11 protein-coding genes are annotated in these 19,811 nt (G+C 34.5%); 1 reads left to right on the top strand and 10 read right to left on the bottom strand.

Annotation, left to right across the window (positions count from 1 at the left end; all coding sequences use genetic code 11):
• Positions 1–33 precede the first annotated feature (33 nt).
• Together EC396_RS14470 and EC396_RS14465 are read right to left on the bottom strand one after the other, a co-directional pair.
• On the bottom strand, positions 34–3,345 hold the full coding sequence (locus EC396_RS14470; protein WP_129367355.1) for a DUF5107 domain-containing protein: 3,312 nt from the start codon (positions 3,343–3,345) through the stop codon (positions 34–36).
• Positions 3,346–3,360: 15 nt separating this feature from the next.
• The gene (locus EC396_RS14465) at positions 3,361–4,743 is read right to left on the bottom strand and encodes a sugar porter family MFS transporter (RefSeq protein WP_129367354.1); all 1,383 of its coding nucleotides are present in this window, start codon (positions 4,741–4,743) and stop codon (positions 3,361–3,363) included.
• A 277-nt stretch (positions 4,744–5,020) separates the two neighbouring features.
• Here EC396_RS14465 and EC396_RS14460 point away from each other — a divergent pair, with 277 nt between their 5' ends.
• A complete protein-coding gene (locus EC396_RS14460; RefSeq protein ID WP_129367352.1) occupies positions 5,021–5,881 on the top strand; it encodes an AraC family transcriptional regulator in 861 nt (286 codons plus the stop codon).
• A gap of 255 nt (positions 5,882–6,136) precedes the next feature.
• On the opposite strand, the gene EC396_RS18235 is transcribed toward EC396_RS14460, so the two are convergent.
• The 8 genes from EC396_RS18235 to EC396_RS14425 form a co-directional block, all read right to left on the bottom strand.
• On the bottom strand, positions 6,137–6,829 hold the full coding sequence (locus EC396_RS18235) for a sulfatase (RefSeq protein WP_205757972.1): 693 nt from the start codon (positions 6,827–6,829) through the stop codon (positions 6,137–6,139).
• Positions 6,772–7,461 (bottom strand): sulfatase-like hydrolase/transferase, encoded by a 690-nt coding sequence (locus EC396_RS18230; RefSeq protein WP_205757971.1) that lies wholly within the window; start codon positions 7,459–7,461, stop codon positions 6,772–6,774. Before EC396_RS18230 ends, EC396_RS18235 begins: the two co-directional genes overlap by 58 nt.
• Before the next feature lie 9 nt (positions 7,462–7,470).
• Entirely contained in the window at positions 7,471–8,262 is a 792-nt protein-coding gene (locus EC396_RS14450; protein ID WP_129367350.1) for a DUF1961 family protein, read from the bottom strand.
• Between the two features lie 30 nt (positions 8,263–8,292).
• Entirely contained in the window at positions 8,293–9,654 is a 1,362-nt protein-coding gene (locus tag EC396_RS14445) for a BNR-4 repeat-containing protein (protein WP_129367348.1), read from the bottom strand.
• Between the two features lie 26 nt (positions 9,655–9,680).
• Positions 9,681–12,194: an alginate lyase family protein gene (locus EC396_RS14440; RefSeq protein WP_164975320.1), complete on the bottom strand. Its 2,514-nt coding sequence runs from the start codon at positions 12,192–12,194 to the stop codon at positions 9,681–9,683.
• A 181-nt stretch (positions 12,195–12,375) separates the two neighbouring features.
• Positions 12,376–15,132, bottom strand: coding sequence for a family 78 glycoside hydrolase catalytic domain (locus EC396_RS14435; RefSeq protein ID WP_129367344.1), 2,757 nt, complete (start codon positions 15,130–15,132; stop codon positions 12,376–12,378).
• 345 nt (positions 15,133–15,477) lie between these two features.
• Positions 15,478–16,887, bottom strand: coding sequence for an L-fucose/L-arabinose isomerase family protein (locus EC396_RS14430; protein ID WP_129367342.1), 1,410 nt, complete (start codon positions 16,885–16,887; stop codon positions 15,478–15,480).
• Between the two features lie 38 nt (positions 16,888–16,925).
• Entirely contained in the window at positions 16,926–19,793 is a 2,868-nt protein-coding gene (locus tag EC396_RS14425; protein ID WP_129367340.1) for a glycosyl hydrolase, read from the bottom strand.
• Positions 19,794–19,811: the final 18 nt, after the last annotated feature.

Below are 19,811 nucleotides of genomic sequence, written 5' to 3'. Positions count from 1 at the left end.
TTAGACTTTTGAAACACTAAAATGAAACACATTCTAAAAAATATTACAATAGAGATTGCAATAATCTAAGTGCGTTTTAGCTCCCAAATGATATTTATTTTGATTCAAAATTAGTTCAAATTCCTCAATAGCCTTTTGCATGTTCCCTAAACCTAAATTTCCAAGACCTATTAAATAATGACAATACTGTTCGTGTCTTAATTGCAAATCATCTTCAAAAATCAATAAGTCTGGAAGCGATACTGCAAAATAATCCATTTTAAAGGGTATTTCTAATTGCGTTTTACCAAACTCCAATAATTTATTGAAACGTTCGTGAGCTTCAATTTCACGGTTTAATTTAATTAAAGCTAAGCCTTGATAGAAAATTTTATCAGGTTGCTGATCATTGTAATACATTGCAGCCGCTGGTTCAGATAATCCTGAAGACGCTTTTTCCCACTCTAAAATTGCCTTTTCATGATTACCTAAACCCTCATAGGCGCAACCTAACCAAAAATTGAAATCGTTTTCTTGAGCACCATAAATTTTTCCTTCACCTAAATTATGCGGATAATGAAACGTTTCATTTAAATGATTAATTGCTTTTTTATATTCACCTCCTGCAATGCTTTTTTTGGCTAAGGATACATGACTGTATAAATATTGACCAGGAACTTTTCCTTCTCCACCTTCCCAGGGGTGAAATTGACGCTTCATTATTAAATTCAATGCCTTTTCCTCTTCGCCAAGAAAATTCAACAATGTTAGATGCTCCAAGTACAAATCATCTCTAAAATCAACCAAATCAGGATGTTTTTCTAAAATTGACAATCGAATGGCAGGCTTAATATTTAATTTCTTGTACAATTGGTCCAATTCCATTAAAACTCGAGCATCATTAGGATTCAACTCAAACGCCCTCTCCAATGCTGACTTTGCATTGATAGCATTGTGCTGTTTATTATAATATCCCAAAGCTAAATTGCGATGGACTGTTGAAAATGTATCATCAATATTTTTTGATTTTTCCCAGCAAAAAATGGCATCTTCATGCTGCCTTGCACCATACCAATAATTGCCTAAATAATACCATGCCTTTGCATCTGATGGATTCATTTCAACCGCTTTTTTGAGCACCATCAATTCTTCTAAACGGTGAGGAAAACAAAAATCGGGAGCCAAATTAGATGCTAAGTTAAAATTATTTTGGGCCTCATCTACTTCTCCTAATTGCAACAGATAATAACCTTTAAAATACTGCGCGGTAGGATACACCTTTTGGGTTTCTTGAAGATATAAGTTGATGAAATCCAAAGCCTCTTGATAACATCCAGCAGCGGCATAATCTAAAGAAAATTCTATGTAATTATGTACATTACCTCTCATTAAATCTTTTAGCTCTTGAAGCATTCGTTCATCATTAAGCAAAAGATATTTTTCATATATAGCACCAAAGTTAAAGGGGTCAGACATTAATGACTCCTCAATTAAATCTAATGCCTTTTGCGTTTGATTTGTTTTACGTAAAAGGACAATTTTTAAATGTCTTGCCTTTTGGTTCTGCCAATTTTTCCATAGTGAGCGATCAATAATTTCTAGCGCCCTATTAAAGTTTCCATTTAAGGTGTCAATCTTTGCACAATGAAAGAATCCACTATCTTGCCAAGCGCCATTCCAGGTAGATTTAAAAAAATAATCATACGCTTCAGTTATTTTATTTTGGAACCACAAACACAGGCCTAAATTATAGAGAGGTTCGCCATCATAAGGATTGGGATTTCGTTCCATCAATGTTTCAATGGCTTTTCTAAAAAAAGGTTCTGCTTTTGTTAATTGCCCCCTTTTCAAGTACCACAATCCCATGGCGTTGTTATTACGCACATCTGAAGGCTCTCTTTTTAAAGCCTCTAGATAATAGTCGGTTGGGTTGTAAGTAGCATGTCGATATTGCTCTAAATGCAAACCTCTTAAATAAAGCTGTTCTATAGACTCAACTTCTTCTGGATCTTTAGCTGGTTTAGCGGGATCTGGGATGGTTTTTTGCTCCTCCTTTTTTTTATGCCAATCTACCAAAATAACATTTTCCTTATTGGTTAGCTTAACATAAATATCCTCAAAATCAATATCCCCAACCACTTCTTTTTCAAAACTCATTTCGGGAGAAAAATCTACAATTTCTTCAAAAACAGTTTTATCTTTTGACAGGACTACAACCTTTGCCTTTTTATATTCCGATGTCGTGTAAATTTCAAGTAATACCTTTTCATTTTCTATACTCAAGTTCAACATGGCATCTTTAGTAGCGTTTTTAACAACTCCCAAGTCACGATATGGCATAAAATATTGTTTAAAACTCTTTTCTTCATAGGGTTGTAACCAACTAAAATCGGGTTGATTATCAGTATAAACACCACACATTAATTCAATATACGGTCCATCTTCATCTGTTAAATTTCGATCCCATGCATAGCCAAAATCACCATTACCCCATGTCCATTGTTTTTTTCCAGGTGATTGATGATGATCAGCAACGTGAAGTAAGCCCCCTTTTGTATCATTTTCATAACCACCTACAAAATTGTACTCCGACTTAATGGCCATGTATGATGTAGGAACTGGAATATTTTTATATCTAGAAATATCAGTTCCTGGCGAATAATCCATTTTATAGTAGGTTCCAGTTGCAATTGGGAAATCGGAAACATCTCGCTTTCCATGATCAAAAACGGCATTAACATCTGGTGGAAATACCGATTGATAATGGTCGTTTACCGCAACGGCAGGGTTAGCCCACCATAAAAAAGTTTGGGGATGCGGAGTTCTGTTAAACAATTTTACTTTAATTTCTAAATAAGCTTTATCTGGATACAAGGTAAATCCTGCCATCCCTTTGGTACGAAACATACGTTCTACTTCACTACACCAAACAGTTACACTACCATCTTGATTTTCTTCAATTAAGGAATCTACAGGGTCATAAGTTGATGGACGGTGATGTTGTGGCCAATTGAATTCGATACCCCCAGAGATCCAAGGGCCAGTGAGCCCTACAAGAGCAGGTTTAATTACTTGATTATAGTATACAAAGTGGCGCTTTTTTATTTTGTCATACGCCATTTGAATACGGCCACCAAGCTCAGGTAAAACCATTATTTTTATGTACTTATTTTCAATAAAAACGGCATTCCATATTTTATCTACTTTTTCATCGCAAATTTTTTCAATAACTGGATGTGGGTAAACAGACCCGCTGCTACCTTGATACACTCGTTTTTCTAAAAAAATTGGATTCTTTTCAGGTTCACCTACTTCATAAGTAGGAATTACTACTTTTTCTTTCCAAGCTTTTACAGTCTCACTCATATTAATTAACCTCAATTATTTAATGATTTCATTTTCAATTTCTTCTAAGGATTTTCCTTTTGTTTCAGGAAGTTTTCTATATACAAACAACCACCCAAAAAAGCAGATAGCTCCATACAACCAAAACGTGCCTGCTGCACCCAATGTGCTATTTAATAATGGAAAGGTATAGGTGAGAACAAAACAGGCCGACCAGAGTGCTAATGTTGTAATTGCCATAGCCACACCACGAATTTTGTTCGGAAATATTTCGGAAATAATGACCCAAACAATGGGCGCTAAAGACATAGCATAAATTGCGATAGCAAGTAACACAAGAACTAATAAAATCGTTCCTGAAATATTTAAAAAATAAGCTCCTCCCACTAAAACATAAATGATCGAAAGACCTAATGAACCCATTAACATTAATTTTCGCCTTCCTAATTTATCAACCGTATAAATCGCTACAAAAGTAAATATCAAATTTATGGCTCCTGTAATGACAATATTGAAAAGGATATCCGAAACACCAAAGCCAGCTGCCTTAAAAATTTCTTCGGCATAGTTAAAAATGATATTGATGCCACACCATTGCTGAAAAACTGCTAATACAACACCTAAAACCAAAATAGGCCTAATTTTTCTTTCATTAAGCATGGAAACAGCCACTTTATCACTATCGGCATTGTAGCTTTTAATTATATTTTCATATTCATTGGTTGCGTATTCTTTTCCTCCTATTTTAGTTAAAATACCTTCTACCTGTTCTTTTGTACTATTTTTTGCTAACCAACGAGGGCTTTCAGGTACCAAGAACATTAAAATAAAAAAGAACAAGGCTGGAATGGTTTCTGCCCAAAACATATAGCGCCATCCCGTTTGTCCATTCCAAGAATTCAAAATTTCTTCACTACTAAATCCCTCTGGAACTGCTTCGGCAAGTTGCCAGTTTACGAGTTGTGCAGCTAAGATTCCAATAACGATGGTTAATTGATTGAGTGAAACAAGACGACCACGCATATTGGCTGGCGCAATTTCTGCAATATACATGGGTGATAAATTAGAGGCTAAACCTATACCAACCCCACCAATAATTCTGTAAATAATAAATATTGTAAAGTTTGAATTAGCGCCCGTACCGATAGCCGATAAAGTAAATAAGAAGGCTGAAATAATTAACAATAACTTTCTACCATATTTATCACTTAAAATTCCTGATATTGCTGCGCCAACCAAACAACCCAAAAGCGCACTACTCATTGCCCAACCCTGCATACTTGGATTATTTGATATGTGAAAAAATTGTTCATAAAACGGTTTAGCTCCTCCAATAACAACCCAATCGTAACCAAATAACAACCCGCCCATGGCCGAAACCATGGATATCATGTAAATATATTTTGTGTTAATTTTCATATGTTGATATTTATTGTTTTTTTATCGGTCATATGCAATTGCTTCACCAGTTCGCAAAAGCTCGAGTCGCATATCATCATTGGTGTTTTCGACCAAATTTTGAGTCATGCTCATTTCATAAGATATTTTTTTAAGCCTTATTTTTTAAATAAAAATCACTTTGAACAATCCATACGAAAATACGAGGTAACATTCAGAAAAAAAATAGATTATTATCTATAAAGATGGACTATTTTATTATATTTTAGCCAATATTTAATTTAAAAATTTAGGTGTTTTGGAATTAAACAAAAGTGTTTCTATACCGAACTTTGAACTTCGAAAATCTTTAAAGCATCCTTTAAATTCGATGCTGTATATTACAGACATGGGTTTTTACCCACACGCTATTGAGCATTACAGAAAGCGAAAAGAAGGTTGCAAACAACACATTATTATTTATTGTGTAGAAGGAAGTGGATGGATATCTGTAAATGGAAAAAGGTTTGGTGTAAATAAAAATCAGTATTTTATTATCCCTAAAAATTTACCACACAGCTACGGAAGTAACAAACAAAATCCATGGAGTATTTATTGGATTCATTTTTTAGGAGAACTATCGCATGACTATTCCCAAATAACCAAAAATCCAGAAACGATATCGCCCTCAAATATTGACCGAATTGACAATAGAATTGAACTATTTGAAGAGATGTTTCAAAATCTTGAAATGGGTTTTACGCCAGATAACATCCAATATGCAAATGTTTGTCTCATGCACTTTTTGGCTTCTTTTAAATTTTTAGAACAATATAGACAACTCAAAAAACGTGATGAATCGGATGTTATTTTACAGTCCATTCAATACATGAAAAAAAGAATGGAAAACCCCCTAACTTTATTAGATTTAGCTCAAGGTTCAAATTTATCAATCTCACAGTATTCTTTACTATTTAAGAAAAAAACAGGGCAATCGCCTCTAGATTATTTAATTCGATTACGCATTCAAAAAGCATGTCAATTATTGGATAATACACCATTAAAAATCAAACACATTGGCTGTAACGTTGGGTATAACGACCCGTATTACTTTTCTAGAATTTTCACTAAAACCATAGGCGTATCTCCTAGAGATTATAGAAAGTCACCAAAAGGTTAACCAAAAGTTGCCAGACTACACCACCAATCTTTCTATAAACCGAAAACTTGCCTTTTAAATTCGAGAGGAATGATTTACATAAATTTCCATTACTTCTCTTTAAAAAATTACTTATAAAAAGAGATTATGCCAAATTTTCAAAGATTAATAGCTGTAAAAAATGACATCATTGCATTTTATTTTATTTTCAATTAGCTAATTTTTTGCACTCCAATGAATCAGAACAAATCATTCCGACAAAACAACTACAATCACTTATTTTGTTCTAAATTTTACAATTTTATTAGTTAAATCTTTGACTATTCTCGGATTTTTAGCCGCAATATTCTCTTGCTCAAAAGGATCCGAGCTAATATTAAATAATTGTACTTTTTCTTCTGGCTTTCGAACTGGGTCTGGTATTATAATTTTATATGGCGGAAAAATAGCCATATTATAATACAGACTGTTTTCTATGGTATCAAAATCATGAGCATAAACCTCTCCAAAAAAACCTTTTCTTTTATTTAACTTTCCAGTATCTAAAACGCTTATTCCTGGTAAGTTCTCAGGTTGCTCTATATTCAAGATATCTAGAACTGTGGGAATCATATCGATACTACTTACAAAGGTTTCATTGTCAATTTTAGGTGTTATTTTACCTTTCCACTTATACATAATGGGTGTGCGTATTCCTAAATCATATGGGGCTCTTTTTGATGTTTTTACGTAGGTATCTTTATTCGGTTCTTGAACCCAACCATTATCGCACACATACACAAATAAGGTATTCTCTGTAAGTCCCTTTTCCTCAAATAAATCGAATAACTGTCCGCAGGTTTGATCAAACCACTCGCACATCGCCCAATATTTGGCTAAGTGCTCTGATGTTGTTTTTTTCATATATTTCTTTAACAATTCTTGAGGTGGTGTATGGGGTTGATGTGGTAAAAATGGCGCGTACCACAAAAAGAATGGTTTTTTTCTCTCAAAGCTAAATCAACATAACTATTAATAGTATCAAGTCCTTTTCGACCAATTTCAAGACCGAAATCACCGTGACGTCCACCACGTTTTGGGTCGCCGTGGGTCATGCCATAATCAAATCCTCCAATTTTGTGGTTACCATGCCACCATTTCCCCGTTTGAAACGACAGATAACCTTTTTGCTTTAACATATCTGGCAAGGTTACTTGCTTTTCAAACTGTGTTATTATTGGTTTGTAAGCTTCAGCTCTATTTTTACCATTTTCTTTTGATTCTTTATCTCGATTGTAAACTGCATCATTTCCTAAAATCCCGTGGTCTTTTGGATATAAACCCGTAATTATTGTAGCTAAAGAAGGTGAACATAGGGGTGTTGGCACATACCCATGCTTAAACGTTAAACTTTCTGATGCAAATTTATCTAATCTTGGGGTTTCAATATTTTTATCACCCATAAAACCATAGTCAGTCCACGCCTGATCATCGGATAAAATGAATACAATGTTTGGTAATGATTGCTTTATTTCCTCTTTTTTTGGAGGTTTAACTTCATTTTTAGTTGTAAATGCAACTAAAAAGGTTGCAGTGATTATTAATAGGTTGATTTTTTTCATTTATAAGTATTATTTAGTATAAACTCTAAAATTCTTATATATAGAGGAACGTGTGTACATTTGCCTTAAACCGATTCTTCCTTCGTTAACTGGAGCTACCTTAGACAAATCCCAGGTAAATAATTCATCCCCATCGGCACTTTCAATCTTAAAAAACAACATTTTACCCGATTTAATAGCGGTAATGTGATACTTTTGACCTGTTTTGATAAAACCTTTATTATCGTAAGAGGGCACAATTTCAGTTAAATTGAACGCTTTATTTTGCATTTTGGGATACCTGCGTGCTCTTGTATAATAAAAACCATCGCCATTATTTCCAAAAGCAGCATAACTAATGTGCAAAAGATTCATGTTTTCAAAATACTTTCTCATAGCCGGAACTTCTCTGAATTTGCTCCATTTCATTATATCTTTATCAAACCCAACTTCACCAATGCCCGTAGCCTGAATATACAGAAGATTAACATACTTAATTGCCGTGTCGGTTCGTATAAAATCGAACTCAATTTTAATATCGCCAGCAAACGATTCTTTTGTCCACAAAACAGCATGGTGGGCATCATTTTCAGCTTCTGGTCCAGCCGAAAAATGCATACCTTCTTTTGTATTTTTAACAGTAGCAATTAAACCATCTAAAGTCCAGTTTTTAGTCCAATCGTCAGTACATTTGTCATTGAAAACTAAATTCCAATCTTTGGATTTGCTGATTGACTTAAACTCGGCTGATTTTTGCTGTGCATCACAACTTAACATAAATAGTGTTACTATTAAAAAGCTACATACTTTTTTTAATTTCATGAAAAGACACTTTAGTTAACTATCAAAAAATTATTGTAATTTCAAAACCTCAGCTTCCGTTTTTAAGCGTTTAACTGGGCCTTTATCCCCTAATAAAAAAATTCTTGAATAATCTGTACCCTTAATTTTTTGAGTGGCTACCATTTTAGCATCTGGATGTGCATTCCTGATAAAATTAGCCAAGGTAAAAGTTCCACCTTCTTCGTTAATTAGCACTTGCTTTTTAGCAAACTCGTTTAAATTTTCAGTACTGTTCCACCAAGCTACTTCACCAGATTTTCCTTGGTCATAGCCAACTAAAAATTGAATGCCTTTTGAAGAAGTTGCTTTTATTTCTCCTCTGGCTGAACTTGGTAAGTTCGTAGCCCCACCAGTCCATTCTTTACCTGTATAAATATAATTCATGAGTTGTTTTGGACCGCCATTGGTACTACCATCATCCTCCCCTTGATAAAAAGTGAGGTGTGGCACCCCTGATTTGTTTAATGCAACTGTTCCATTATGTACCCATTTATCGCCTGTATTTATTTCCAGAGTCATCTCATCAGCGTACTCTTTGGTTACTGGCAATTTTAATTCTTTTCCTTTTATATTGTACCATTTGTTATTATCCGTATCGAAGGTCATGTAATAACAATTGTTTCGTTCTCCATAATGAGGTGTCAAATTTTTACATACGTGATAATTATAAGACACAATAATATCATTCCCCTTTCCATGCTCAAAACTTGGATACCAAGAATCAAATACATCTGAACAATCTGCAGTAGGCTTGGCTTGTTTTGCCTTTAAGAAGGAAACTTTGGGTGAAAAGGTTTTACAATTATCCTTAGATATTTGATAAACCCAGTCGCTTCGATGCGCTCCGTGACGATAGAATAAATAAATATCGCCATTGTCTAATTTTAAAAATTGACTGTAGGTACCAAAAGGAGTCAGATTATCTACCTCAACCCAACTGGATATATCCATAGGTTTTTTAGAAACTACGTGAATTTGTTTTCCACCATTATAATTTCCAAGTGAATTCTCACCTAACTCTTTTGTTCCCCCATGACCTCCAAAAACAATATGAATATAGCCTTCACCATCTACCACCAAAGAAGGTTTACCATGATTGTCAATTTTCTTACTTCCTGTTTTCCCTAATAAACTGGTACCTGCTTTATATGGCCCTATCCACTGTTTTTTTTTGTGATTGTAAGCTACCACATAAGGATCTTCTTTTTCTCCCTGATAAGCTATATATGTTACCCCTTTGTAATATTCTCCGTTATTTCCAGTAATGGGATTTCCAAAAGCATTATTGGAAAAGTAATTTACCTTTTGTGCTTTGCATGAAAATGAAAACAACACCATAAAGGCTAGCGTAATTGAAATAATATTTTTCATTGTATTTTTAATAAATTTACGAACAATTATTGTATGATAATTTTTTTCTGCACAATGCTTTCGCCTGAAATTTTTACAATGTATATGCCCGGTATCAAATCACCCCCTTTTTTCAAAGCAATTTTGTTTAGATCAGTGTATGTTTCCCAAACCTTTTGTCCTTGCATATTAAAAATAGAAATATGCTTATCACCTGCTATTTTCATTTCGATATGAACTATTGAACGACTAGGGTTTGGATAAACATTTAAAACACTTTCTGCTTTATTTGAGGCCACACTGAGGGTTAAATATATTTGTGATTTTGGAGGCCATTGCAACTTTTCCACAGATGTTAAATTATCAGAAGTATTCTCATTTAATGGAAGTAAATCTTCTCTAAAAATAGTAATGGCTTTACCAAAAAGTGGTCGCCAAAGTGTATTGATGGCGTTTACCGGGCCACCATTTGAGATGTTCGGTAAGGTCCAACTTTCAGGATCTAATACATAAGGTTTTAAAAAGCTATAGGCTTTTTTAATGCTTCGACCATCACTGGTGCTGTAATTCCATATATCAACATCTACTTGTTGTGCCATATAAGCAAACCAAGTCATAGCCCATAAATTCATGGCTGAGTAATTCACCGTTTTTGTTCTCTTCAGCTCCTCCGTTTGTTTACCTTCTGTATCAATTTGGCTTGCAATGCGTCTGGTTTTAAACTCATTGGCCAAATCTTTAGCTTTTTGTAGGTTTCCCTCATAAAGGAACAAGCCCATTAACTGATAGTCGCACCAAGTACCATGGTTATTTCCCGAAGCTCGTTCTGCTATACCCTTTTCGCTGGTTTGCAGCCATACCGACCACTCACCTATCCATTTATTAACCCCTACTTTAGTTTTCTCAGTAAGTATGCCTTTGTTTTCAAATATCTGCATGGCTGTTATTACCGATTGAATTTTTACAAAATTAAGAACCGCTACACGATCACCATCATTTGTACCCGGACGAGCCGATCCATAATTGACATTTGGGTTCATTTTTGTTGCTTCATCTACAAACCATATATCCATATACTCCATTGCTTTAAAGGCATATTTTGGATTATCGGAAAAATAGTAGGCAAATATTAGTTGTTCCAGTTCTTTCTCAAAATCTTCGAACCGAACACGATCTGTATCATATCCCATGCTTACTGGATTTACCTCCCCGTCTTTATATATCCAAGGTAAACCATCAGGCTTATTCGGGTCAGGCCAAAAATAAGGCCCTATACTATAATAATCATGAATGTCGCCACTTGCAGGTAAGAGTGTTTTGTTGGTAACTGGATTAGCATCCTTATCCATATTTTTTTCCGCATCGCTAATTAATGAATTGTAGGCCTCAACAAAAAATGGGTTTCCTTTTCCAATCTCATCCTTAACAGCATCCAGCAATTTTTCATCAAAATGAATGAGTTTCTTTGGTTCGACCAACTCCTGAGGCACTGGAATAAAATTAGCCACCACATTCATATCTGCATTTACTACTACTGTGGTTGGGTTAAGGAATCCCTTTACATCGCCACTCCATTCTTTAAAAATGTATCCTTCCCTTGGAGTAGCTGTTAGCACCACTTCACTTCCGAAACTATGGCTTTCAGCTAGCGGATTTTCACTAACATCACCTTCCCCTAACACACTTGTATTTAGCTTGTATTTATCTGCATTGATATCAATGGCCTTTACAGAAAAATCATCTACACACATTGAATTTGAATTGGCTGAGGTAGTAGTTGAAGGCGTGTTTAGAGCAAATCCAAAATGGCTCATCTCAATATTAGTATAAGTAGCATCTACAACTGAACCTATCAATTTTAAACCATTAGCGTTATTAATATCTCCTTTTGTAACCTGTGAATACTCATCTCTGAAATACAGGCTCCACTCATTGTTGCTTGGCGAGTAAGTAACCTTTACGGTTATCCAGGTTTTAAATTCACTAAAAACGTCTTCTTCTTTATTACCAATTAACACGGTAGAGTTTGAAAGTCCACCATTAAAACGAGATAATGAGGCACAATACATTTGCCCAGTAGGTTTAAAAAAAGTGACTGCATACCCCTTTGCATTTGAACCTTGCTGTGACCCCCAGGTTGGACCATTGGCAGCCAATACCACAGCCAAACCAGTTTGAACTCCATTAAAACCAGTAGCCCCTCCAGAACTGTTACGGTATTGTTTCATGGTAAACGTCCACTCTAAATCTTTGGTATTTGCATTTAAAGTAGGGGTAAATGGTGCGTTATAAACCGACAATGGAGCAGAAACCTCTACGCGATTCCCGGTTTGTATATCCTTATGCTCCATGGATAGTAACTTAATTACTCCATCTTGAGGTATGTTATCCTCGATAATCACTGTTCCACCTTTGTCATTTGCTGGTATTACAGTAGTCCAAACAGTGTAATTTGCCGTCGGTAGCCCACTTGATAGTATAGGGTTTACGGGTGTTTGATTAAAATTATCGTAAAATAATGATGTTTGCCCAATGGCATTACCAGCTGCAAAAAAAACCATTATAAAAAATAAATGGTGGATTGATTTTAAGATTTTTTTCATTTTTTTCGTTTTTTTAATTTTATAAGTTTTATAAGTTTATTGAATAATGCCTCATTATTAAAACTATTTTTTTCGGCTTCATTTTTAACTACATCATTTTTGTTTTTAATGTTCAATTTTAAAAAATTGATAATTTCATCTATTTTAAGTTGTAAAACTTTATCTCAAAAGTTCCACTTTGAAAATTGTCTAAAATCAATTGACCCTCATGTATTTCTGGGCTGACTTTCTTACCGTTTAGCATTACATTTGGATTCTTTTTACCAAATATTGGGATAATAACCTTAGCAGTTGTATTGGATGGAATAGTAATATTATACACAAAATCACTACCAACAAACTTCCATTCCGATGAAATTTTTCCGTAAGGTGAATTATATTCCCCTTTAGCTTCAGATAGTAATTGATTGGGGACTGGAGCAAACAATATTTTCTTATACCCAGGTGCTAAAGGCGCAATACCGGCAATGCGCTCGTACATCCATTGACCAATAGCTCCATAAGCATAATGATTGAATGATATAGCTCTATCAGCAAAACCTTTATCATGGGTATAACCATCCCACCTTTCCCACATGGTTGTAGCTCCTTGATTTATGGAATAAAACCATGAAGGATAGGTTTCTTTAAATAAAATATCGTAAAGAAGATTCGTATTCCCTGTTTTATCCAAAACATTAGCCAACAAAGGTGTTCCAATAAAACCTGTGCGCAAATGAGTATCGGCCTCTTGAATAAGCTCAACCAAATGAATTATAGCTTTATCCGCTGTTTCCTTTGGAAGTATATCAAAACCAAGTGCTAACAAGTAACCCGTTTGTGTAGGCGTATATGGTGATTTTATTTTTCCATTTTCATCAAAAAACTCCTTTTCAAAAGCCAATGAAATGGAATCGAGAAGTTGCTGAAAATGTGCTTTATCCTTTTCTAAACCTAAAACTTCAGCAGTTTTCATGGTTAATTTGACTGAATAAGCATAAAAAGCCGTAGAAATAAGTGTATTAGGTGTATCTCCTCTTCGGTCATCTTTTTGTTGAGAAAAAGGCTGCAGCCAATCGCCAACAGTTGACATATGACTAATGTAATTTGTTGCTTCGGATGCATGATAATCGCACCAACGTTTCATCATGTCGTAATTATCTTCTAAAACCCCCTTATCACCTGTTCTAAAATACAATTCCCATGGAATGATTGTACATGCATCTGACCATCCTGCCTGAGCAAAATTCCCCGTAAAATTTGGAACTACTACTGGAATACCTCCATTGCTAAACTGTTCTTCTCTCATACTAGTAAGCCAAGCAGCCCAAAAAGCGTGAGCATCGGCCAAATACATCGACGTTGGAATAAAAACCTGAGCATCACCTGTCCAACCCAATCGCTCACTGCGTTGCGGACAATCCAAAGGCACGTCAAAAAAATTTCCTCGTAAGCCCCATTGGATATTACTATGCAATTGATTTAATTTGGTATGTGATGAATGGAAATTGCCAGACATATCAAAATCAGAATGCTGAACCATTCCTGTAACCCAATTTAATTGTGGTTGATGTTCTTTACTATACCCACTCACTTCAACATAACGAAAGCCATGAAACGTGAATTTTGGTTGCCAAGAAATGCTTCCATTTTCTTTTGCGATGTAATAATCTATTGAAGGTGCAGAACCAAGATTACCAGTAAATAGTTCTCCATTGCTTGATAGCATCTCGCCATGTCTTAGTTTGATGGAATCACCTTTTTTAACAGGAATGTTAAGTTGAACGACGCCTACCATATTTTGACCCAAATCAAACAACACACGATTATCTTCTTGAATAGTTATTTTAACAGCTTGCAATTTCATTTTACTTTTAACTGTTGCATGTCTTTTTGGAAACAATTTGGTTTTAGTATCCATTTTTTCAACGGATACTTTTTGCCAAAAACCATCATCATAGTTTATACTATCCCATCCATTCATTTCATAATTAGCATTGTACACTTCTCCATCATACAAACCTGCTGTGCGAATTGGTCCATTATTATAAGCTTTCCATGTTCCGTCTGTCGCTATGGTTTTTAAGTTCCCTTTTATATCTTCTATTTCTAATTGGCAAATAATCTGGGGTGGTGACACTACAGTATCCCATCGTCTTTGTGGACCAAAACGACCTGAATACCAACCTTCCGACAAAATCAACCCTATAGTGTTTTTGTTTTTTTGTAAAGCATCTGTAACGTCATAAGTAAGGGTTTCAATACGCTTGTGATAGGGAGTCCAACCGGGTGTCAATACATCATTCCCTATTTTTTTTCCATTAATACTAGCTTCAAAAACCCCTTTTGCTGTAATGTATAAGCGGGCTTTTTTTATTTTAGAATTTAGTTTGAACTGTTTTCTTAAATATTGTGGCTTGAATAATGGTGTACCATAATTGGTTGTGTTCCATTGGTCTGGGTCTGGAATTTTTATCCATTGTGCTTTCCAATCTGAATTAGATAGCAAACCCATTTCAACACTTGCTATCTCGCTCCAATTTGATGAATGACCTTCTTGGTTCCAATACCTTAGCTGCCAATATATTTTTTGTCTTGATTTAAGTTCGTTACCTCCAAAAGAAACATTCACTGATTGATTTGAAATCACCTTACCTGATGACCACACATCTGGTGATTTCATTAATAATTCAGGTCTAGAAGCCACAACTATTTCATAAGCAGTTTGATTTTTTATGTTACTTGCTTGTGGTAGCTGCCACGAAAAAGTGGGCTTGCTATCATAAAAACCAATAGGATTAAGAAAGCCTTCAGAAACAGAAAGACCAATTGGTGCCGGCAGACTTTCTTTGGCCTGAACGACACCAATAATGCATATTAATTTTATTACAATAATGAATAAAGTACGATTCAACATGATGATACAGTAACATTTTTATATTAAATTTTAATAATTTAAATAACACTTACTATTTACTTTAATCCTTCCCTATTATTAGTTTAATTAAAAGAAAATATTGTTTATAATGAAAAACTCAAAACAAGCAAAATTGAATCAATATTCATTTTTGAAATCCTCTTTTAATTAATTAGAGTTATTTAACTTTTATTCGCTAAACTTAAAACAAACTTACATGTGTTCTATCCTGTACTATCTTGGTTATTAGCCAAAACATTGTCAACTAATTTAACTATGGATAATATTTTAGCTGCTAATCGCTTAATTGAAGTATTTAAAAAAAATTATTTTCCTAAACAAACACTAACAAATCTTAACCACTTTTAGGTTTAATAGCTTGCCTAGCTTTTCAATTTTATTAGCAATATGCCCAACACCAATAGCACAATGATGTGCTGGCCCTTGTTTAGACCATTCATTCATAAATGCTCTAGCGCCTATTGAAAAGCGATAACGACTGTTTGTATTTCCTATTTGTAAAGTTGGTCCTTCAACCGACGCTCCTTCAGCAACCAATAAAAATACCTCATCTCTACCTTCAACAACAGACAATAAGGTTACAGGTCCGTGTTTTACAGTCATTTGAATAGATAACCCTTTACCTGGTTTTCCGTGATATACTGGAAGCGGTACTAACTGAACTTTTCCTTCAGCAATGGCGAAATGAGCTGGTCCATCATGACCCAACATGACGATATCATCGTTAAAATCCATGGCGTAAAATTCAGAGAAAGAACCACCAACACCAAAAGCATCCATAATTTTCATGGCTTGTGCATTTTTCACTTCATATTCACCAGCAACGGGCACATTTTTTCCGGTAAGCAACGTATTTCCTGCAATTACTGAAGTTACAATATTTTCATACTCATTACCCGATTCACCTTCATAATAATAAGCTAAAGAACCAAGGTTATGAGCTTCTACCAATTTATCAAGCGCTACAGATGTTTTTGCTGCGCGAATCAATTCTGCTTCCTCACATTCAGCAACAACTTCAAATGTGTTGTAAAATTCTTGAATTTTCTCTTTTATCTCTATTTCAGTAACTTCATCTCTGTATTTTTTTACTTCGCACATTTCAACAACTTCTATGTGTGTACCAAATGCAGCCGATTGTTTTGTTAAATCGGAATACACATCTAACATTCCGCAGTAATAATGTCCTAAAACGCCCAATCTATTGTTATTCATTACTGAAGCTACATGAGCTGCATCAATCCAATCTTGAATATCATCCCAAACAGCCTGTTCACCTAAATACCCTGTTACAAATTCGTAATCCAAACCTGAACGATTAAAAACATTTGCAATTTCAGGAGCCGAACAAGCCTGACAATGCGCCAACCACTCACCTGTCATTAATCCACGGTCGCCCATTTTATTGAAATTTTCATAATCAATAGCGGCAACTGGTTGAATATTTAGTATAACAATAGGGCATTTTAGTTTTTGAACCACAGGCAACACTGTAGACGACAAAGCATACGTTGAAACATATAAAAACACAATATCAACATCATTTTTCTTTAAATTATCAGCTGCTTCTCTTGCTTTTACAGGCGAATCAATCAAACCTACATTTACTACCTCCGCACCAAATTCGTTCATTTTATCAGCTATCTGATTTTGATACCCTTCTAAACGTTGTAATAATCCCTCAAACTGAGGCCAATAAGTATCTAAACCGATACCAAATAATCCTACTTTCATTTTTATAACTTTTTCTTAATATATTCTTTACTCTATTATTAATACTTTAAAAATTTTACAGGCCCTTCCATACCCGTTGGAACTAAATTTTTATATCTTTTTGTCCACTCATGTACCATTTCATTGTTTTTAAGCGATTTTGCATAATTAGCTAGCACTGTGGTATAATGAATTTCTATTTCATTATCTCCTTTTATAAGATAATCTGCAATCGCGTAAACTGCTTTTCCATACCAACGTTTCCCTACTTTTTGTCCGTTTATGTACAATTCTGTTACCCCTTCGTTTACATTTCCTAAATCCAAATGTGTAAAATCTTCTGAATTATTTATGGTTGTTTTATAAATTATTTCTCCTCCAAAAGTGTATTGAGTACTGTCAATTGATTTACTGAAATCTCCAAGAGTTGACATATTCCAAGTAAAGGTTTTTCCATCTTTTCGTTTTCCAATGACTTTCCAATTAACATCCAACGTTTTTGATTTCTTTATTTCAGTATCAATATTCAATGCTTTAACTTTTGGTTTTTCATTTTCAAAAACTAATAAAAGTGATTGTAATGGATTTAAAGTAATACTTAGCTTATTTGAATTTGACACAAAATAATAGGGTTTTTTCTCACCAGTTTCCGGATTCCAGATGTATGGATATTTCCCAGTAACCGGAAATTTAGCGTGAAAAGCTATTGTTTCAAAGCGGTTCACATTGGTGAAGAAATAGATATCTTTATCATTAGTATACTGATGTATTTGATAGACATTTTTAGTTGGATTACTTATAGCTACATCAGCTTCTAATTGAGCTGTTTTCAAAATACTTTCCGTCCAACTAATCAATTCATCAATTGATTCTGGTTGTTTCGTCTGAATGAATGAATTAGGGTAACTTACTAATAAATTGGTCATTATATCTTTAACCAACGCATCATTCTTTTCAAATTCTGAATAATGCAAAGACTTTATTGGTAATTGGTCAATAACAACAACTTTTCCGCCAGACTCAACAAATGTTTTAATATTTGCTGCCGCCTTAGAACTTAAAGATTTTAAACTAGCTAGGACTAACAACTTGTAAGTCATGTTACCATATTTAATTTTTCCATCTTTAGTAGTCGCCCTTTCAAGAATGCCAATATTAATATATTCAGCGGAATATCCTAATTGACTTATAGGCTCCCACAATCTATACAAATACTCTGGTTCCATATGAAAAGGTTCTCTAATCAAACCTTTATCACCCCAGATGTCTGCGGTTGGACCTACGATTGCAATAGACTTATCAGCTTGAGAGTTTTGAAATACATAGGACAATCTGGAGTTATAATCTACCCAATGTTGCAAATGTTTCCACCATGTATTTTGCTCACTAAAATAAGTTCCAAAGCGAATCCAGCCAGGAAATTCTACTTCTGGCGGCGAATAATTATAGCCATGTAGCACCGAATGATTAATTCCTGTAATAAAATTCATATCATCGTGTTGCTTTATTTCTTCAAGGGTAGCTTTAAATACACCTTGTAAATTGGTCATGGTTTCGCAACTTGTAATTTTCTTTCCTGACAAATGTGCACCTGCAGATGCATACATATTCCAAGTCATGTATCCATGAGATTGCTTCCAATCCCAAACAGAATCTTTCATTTCAACGGTATAAATCCAATTGTTACTTTCGGGTATATCGGGAATCATATAACCATCTAACATGCCCATCAAAAAAGGAGTTCCATAAGCCTGATAACGACATAGTATATTGTTTTCTTCACAAAAATCTTTGTAGGTCTGGGTGAAATTTTTTAGAAACACTTCAACTAAAAGCTTATTATAATCGTAACGCACGCGTTTTAATTGGTCTATAAATTCAGTAGTGAATTTTTCAGAATACTTATTTTTTGAATAATCAAGGTTAGCTTCATAAAAAATAAACGGCTTCCAATTATCTAACTTATAACCATAAGCGTTGTAAAACAAATCATCAAAACCATCTGTCCAATTAGCGCCAGAGACCTCTATACTATCACAAAACAAAGCCCGTATTAAATCGCTTAAAGGATAACCCGATCGCTCAGATATTTTCTTTAATCTATTTAAATAAGCCAAGGTCATTTCTTTCTTGTAATGATCCATTACAGGGCCTGCTCCACCCGGAGCCCCAAGGGTTACATCTCTAAAATTTTGCTGTACAATACCGAACGACAATAAATAATTACCTTTCCCTTTTATTTGATAATTAATTTTACCATTGGTAGCTACATATTTTTCAAGGTCTATGACTTGACTTACATCTTCGCAGTGTTCTGGTATTAATTTAAGGTATGATAATTTATAGGTAGTCCGTTTGCTTATGTGTGCTTGAGATCTACTTTTATCATACTTATTTTTGTAAATAGCTATTAAAGATGCTTCGTCTATTTCTATAACTGATTCGCCTTTATAAGAAATATAATCTGAAACCATCCGTTGGCAAGTTTCATCATCCTTAAGGACTTCACCTCCAAATGGCCAACCTGTTCCTGCTATCACATCGGAAATCATACCTAAATCTTTCGTTTTTTTACAGGCATAGACTACCATATCAATCCACTCATCACTCATCCAAACTAGAGATTCATCTTCATTTTCTGGCGCAACTGGCATTGCAATTGGATTAATTTCCACACCACCAAAACCAACACTTTTTAGCGACTCCAATTCTCTATCTAATTCTTGAGTTTTTATTTTGTTACCATTCCACCACCAGCGCACAAAAGGACGCGCTTCGGCTGGTGGTTTTTGAAATCTTGTAAATAAATCTTGGGACGCTTCTACTTTATTTTGAGCACTGCAAGAACTTAAATTAACTAGGCAAAGTAGCATTAGCATAGAACTGATTCTTATGCCTTTATTTGATAAAATCACCTTATTTTTCATGCTCTTGTATTTTCAATA

Source organism: Lutibacter sp. HS1-25, assembly GCF_004121075.1.
Taxonomy (GTDB): Bacteria; Bacteroidota; Bacteroidia; order Flavobacteriales; family Flavobacteriaceae; genus Lutibacter.
The sequence above is the reverse complement of the archived record's forward strand: the minus strand, read 5'-3'. Positions and strand labels throughout refer to the sequence as shown.

Bases quoted from the DNA above. Each gene is read 5' to 3' on its own strand.
- EC396_RS14470 (WP_129367355.1), bottom strand. From the start codon at position 3,345: ATGAGTGAGACTGTAAAAGCTTGGAAAGAAAAAGTAGTAATTCCTACT.
- EC396_RS14465 (WP_129367354.1), bottom strand. From the start codon at position 4,743: ATGAAAATTAACACAAAATATATTTACATGATATCCATGGTTTCGGCC.
- EC396_RS18230 (WP_205757971.1), bottom strand. From the start codon at position 7,461: ATGAAAAAAATCAACCTATTAATAATCACTGCAACCTTTTTAGTTGCA.
- EC396_RS14450 (WP_129367350.1), bottom strand. From the start codon at position 8,262: ATGAAATTAAAAAAAGTATGTAGCTTTTTAATAGTAACACTATTTATG.
- EC396_RS14445 (WP_129367348.1), bottom strand. From the start codon at position 9,654: ATGAAAAATATTATTTCAATTACGCTAGCCTTTATGGTGTTGTTTTCA.
- EC396_RS14440 (WP_164975320.1), bottom strand. From the start codon at position 12,194: ATGGTTTTTTTTGCAGCTGGTAATGCCATTGGGCAAACATCATTATTT.
- EC396_RS14435 (WP_129367344.1), bottom strand. From the start codon at position 15,132: ATGTTGAATCGTACTTTATTCATTATTGTAATAAAATTAATATGCATT.
- EC396_RS14430 (WP_129367342.1), bottom strand. From the start codon at position 16,887: ATGAAAGTAGGATTATTTGGTATCGGTTTAGATACTTATTGGCCTCAG.
- EC396_RS14425 (WP_129367340.1), bottom strand. From the start codon at position 19,793: ATGAAAAATAAGGTGATTTTATCAAATAAAGGCATAAGAATCAGTTCT.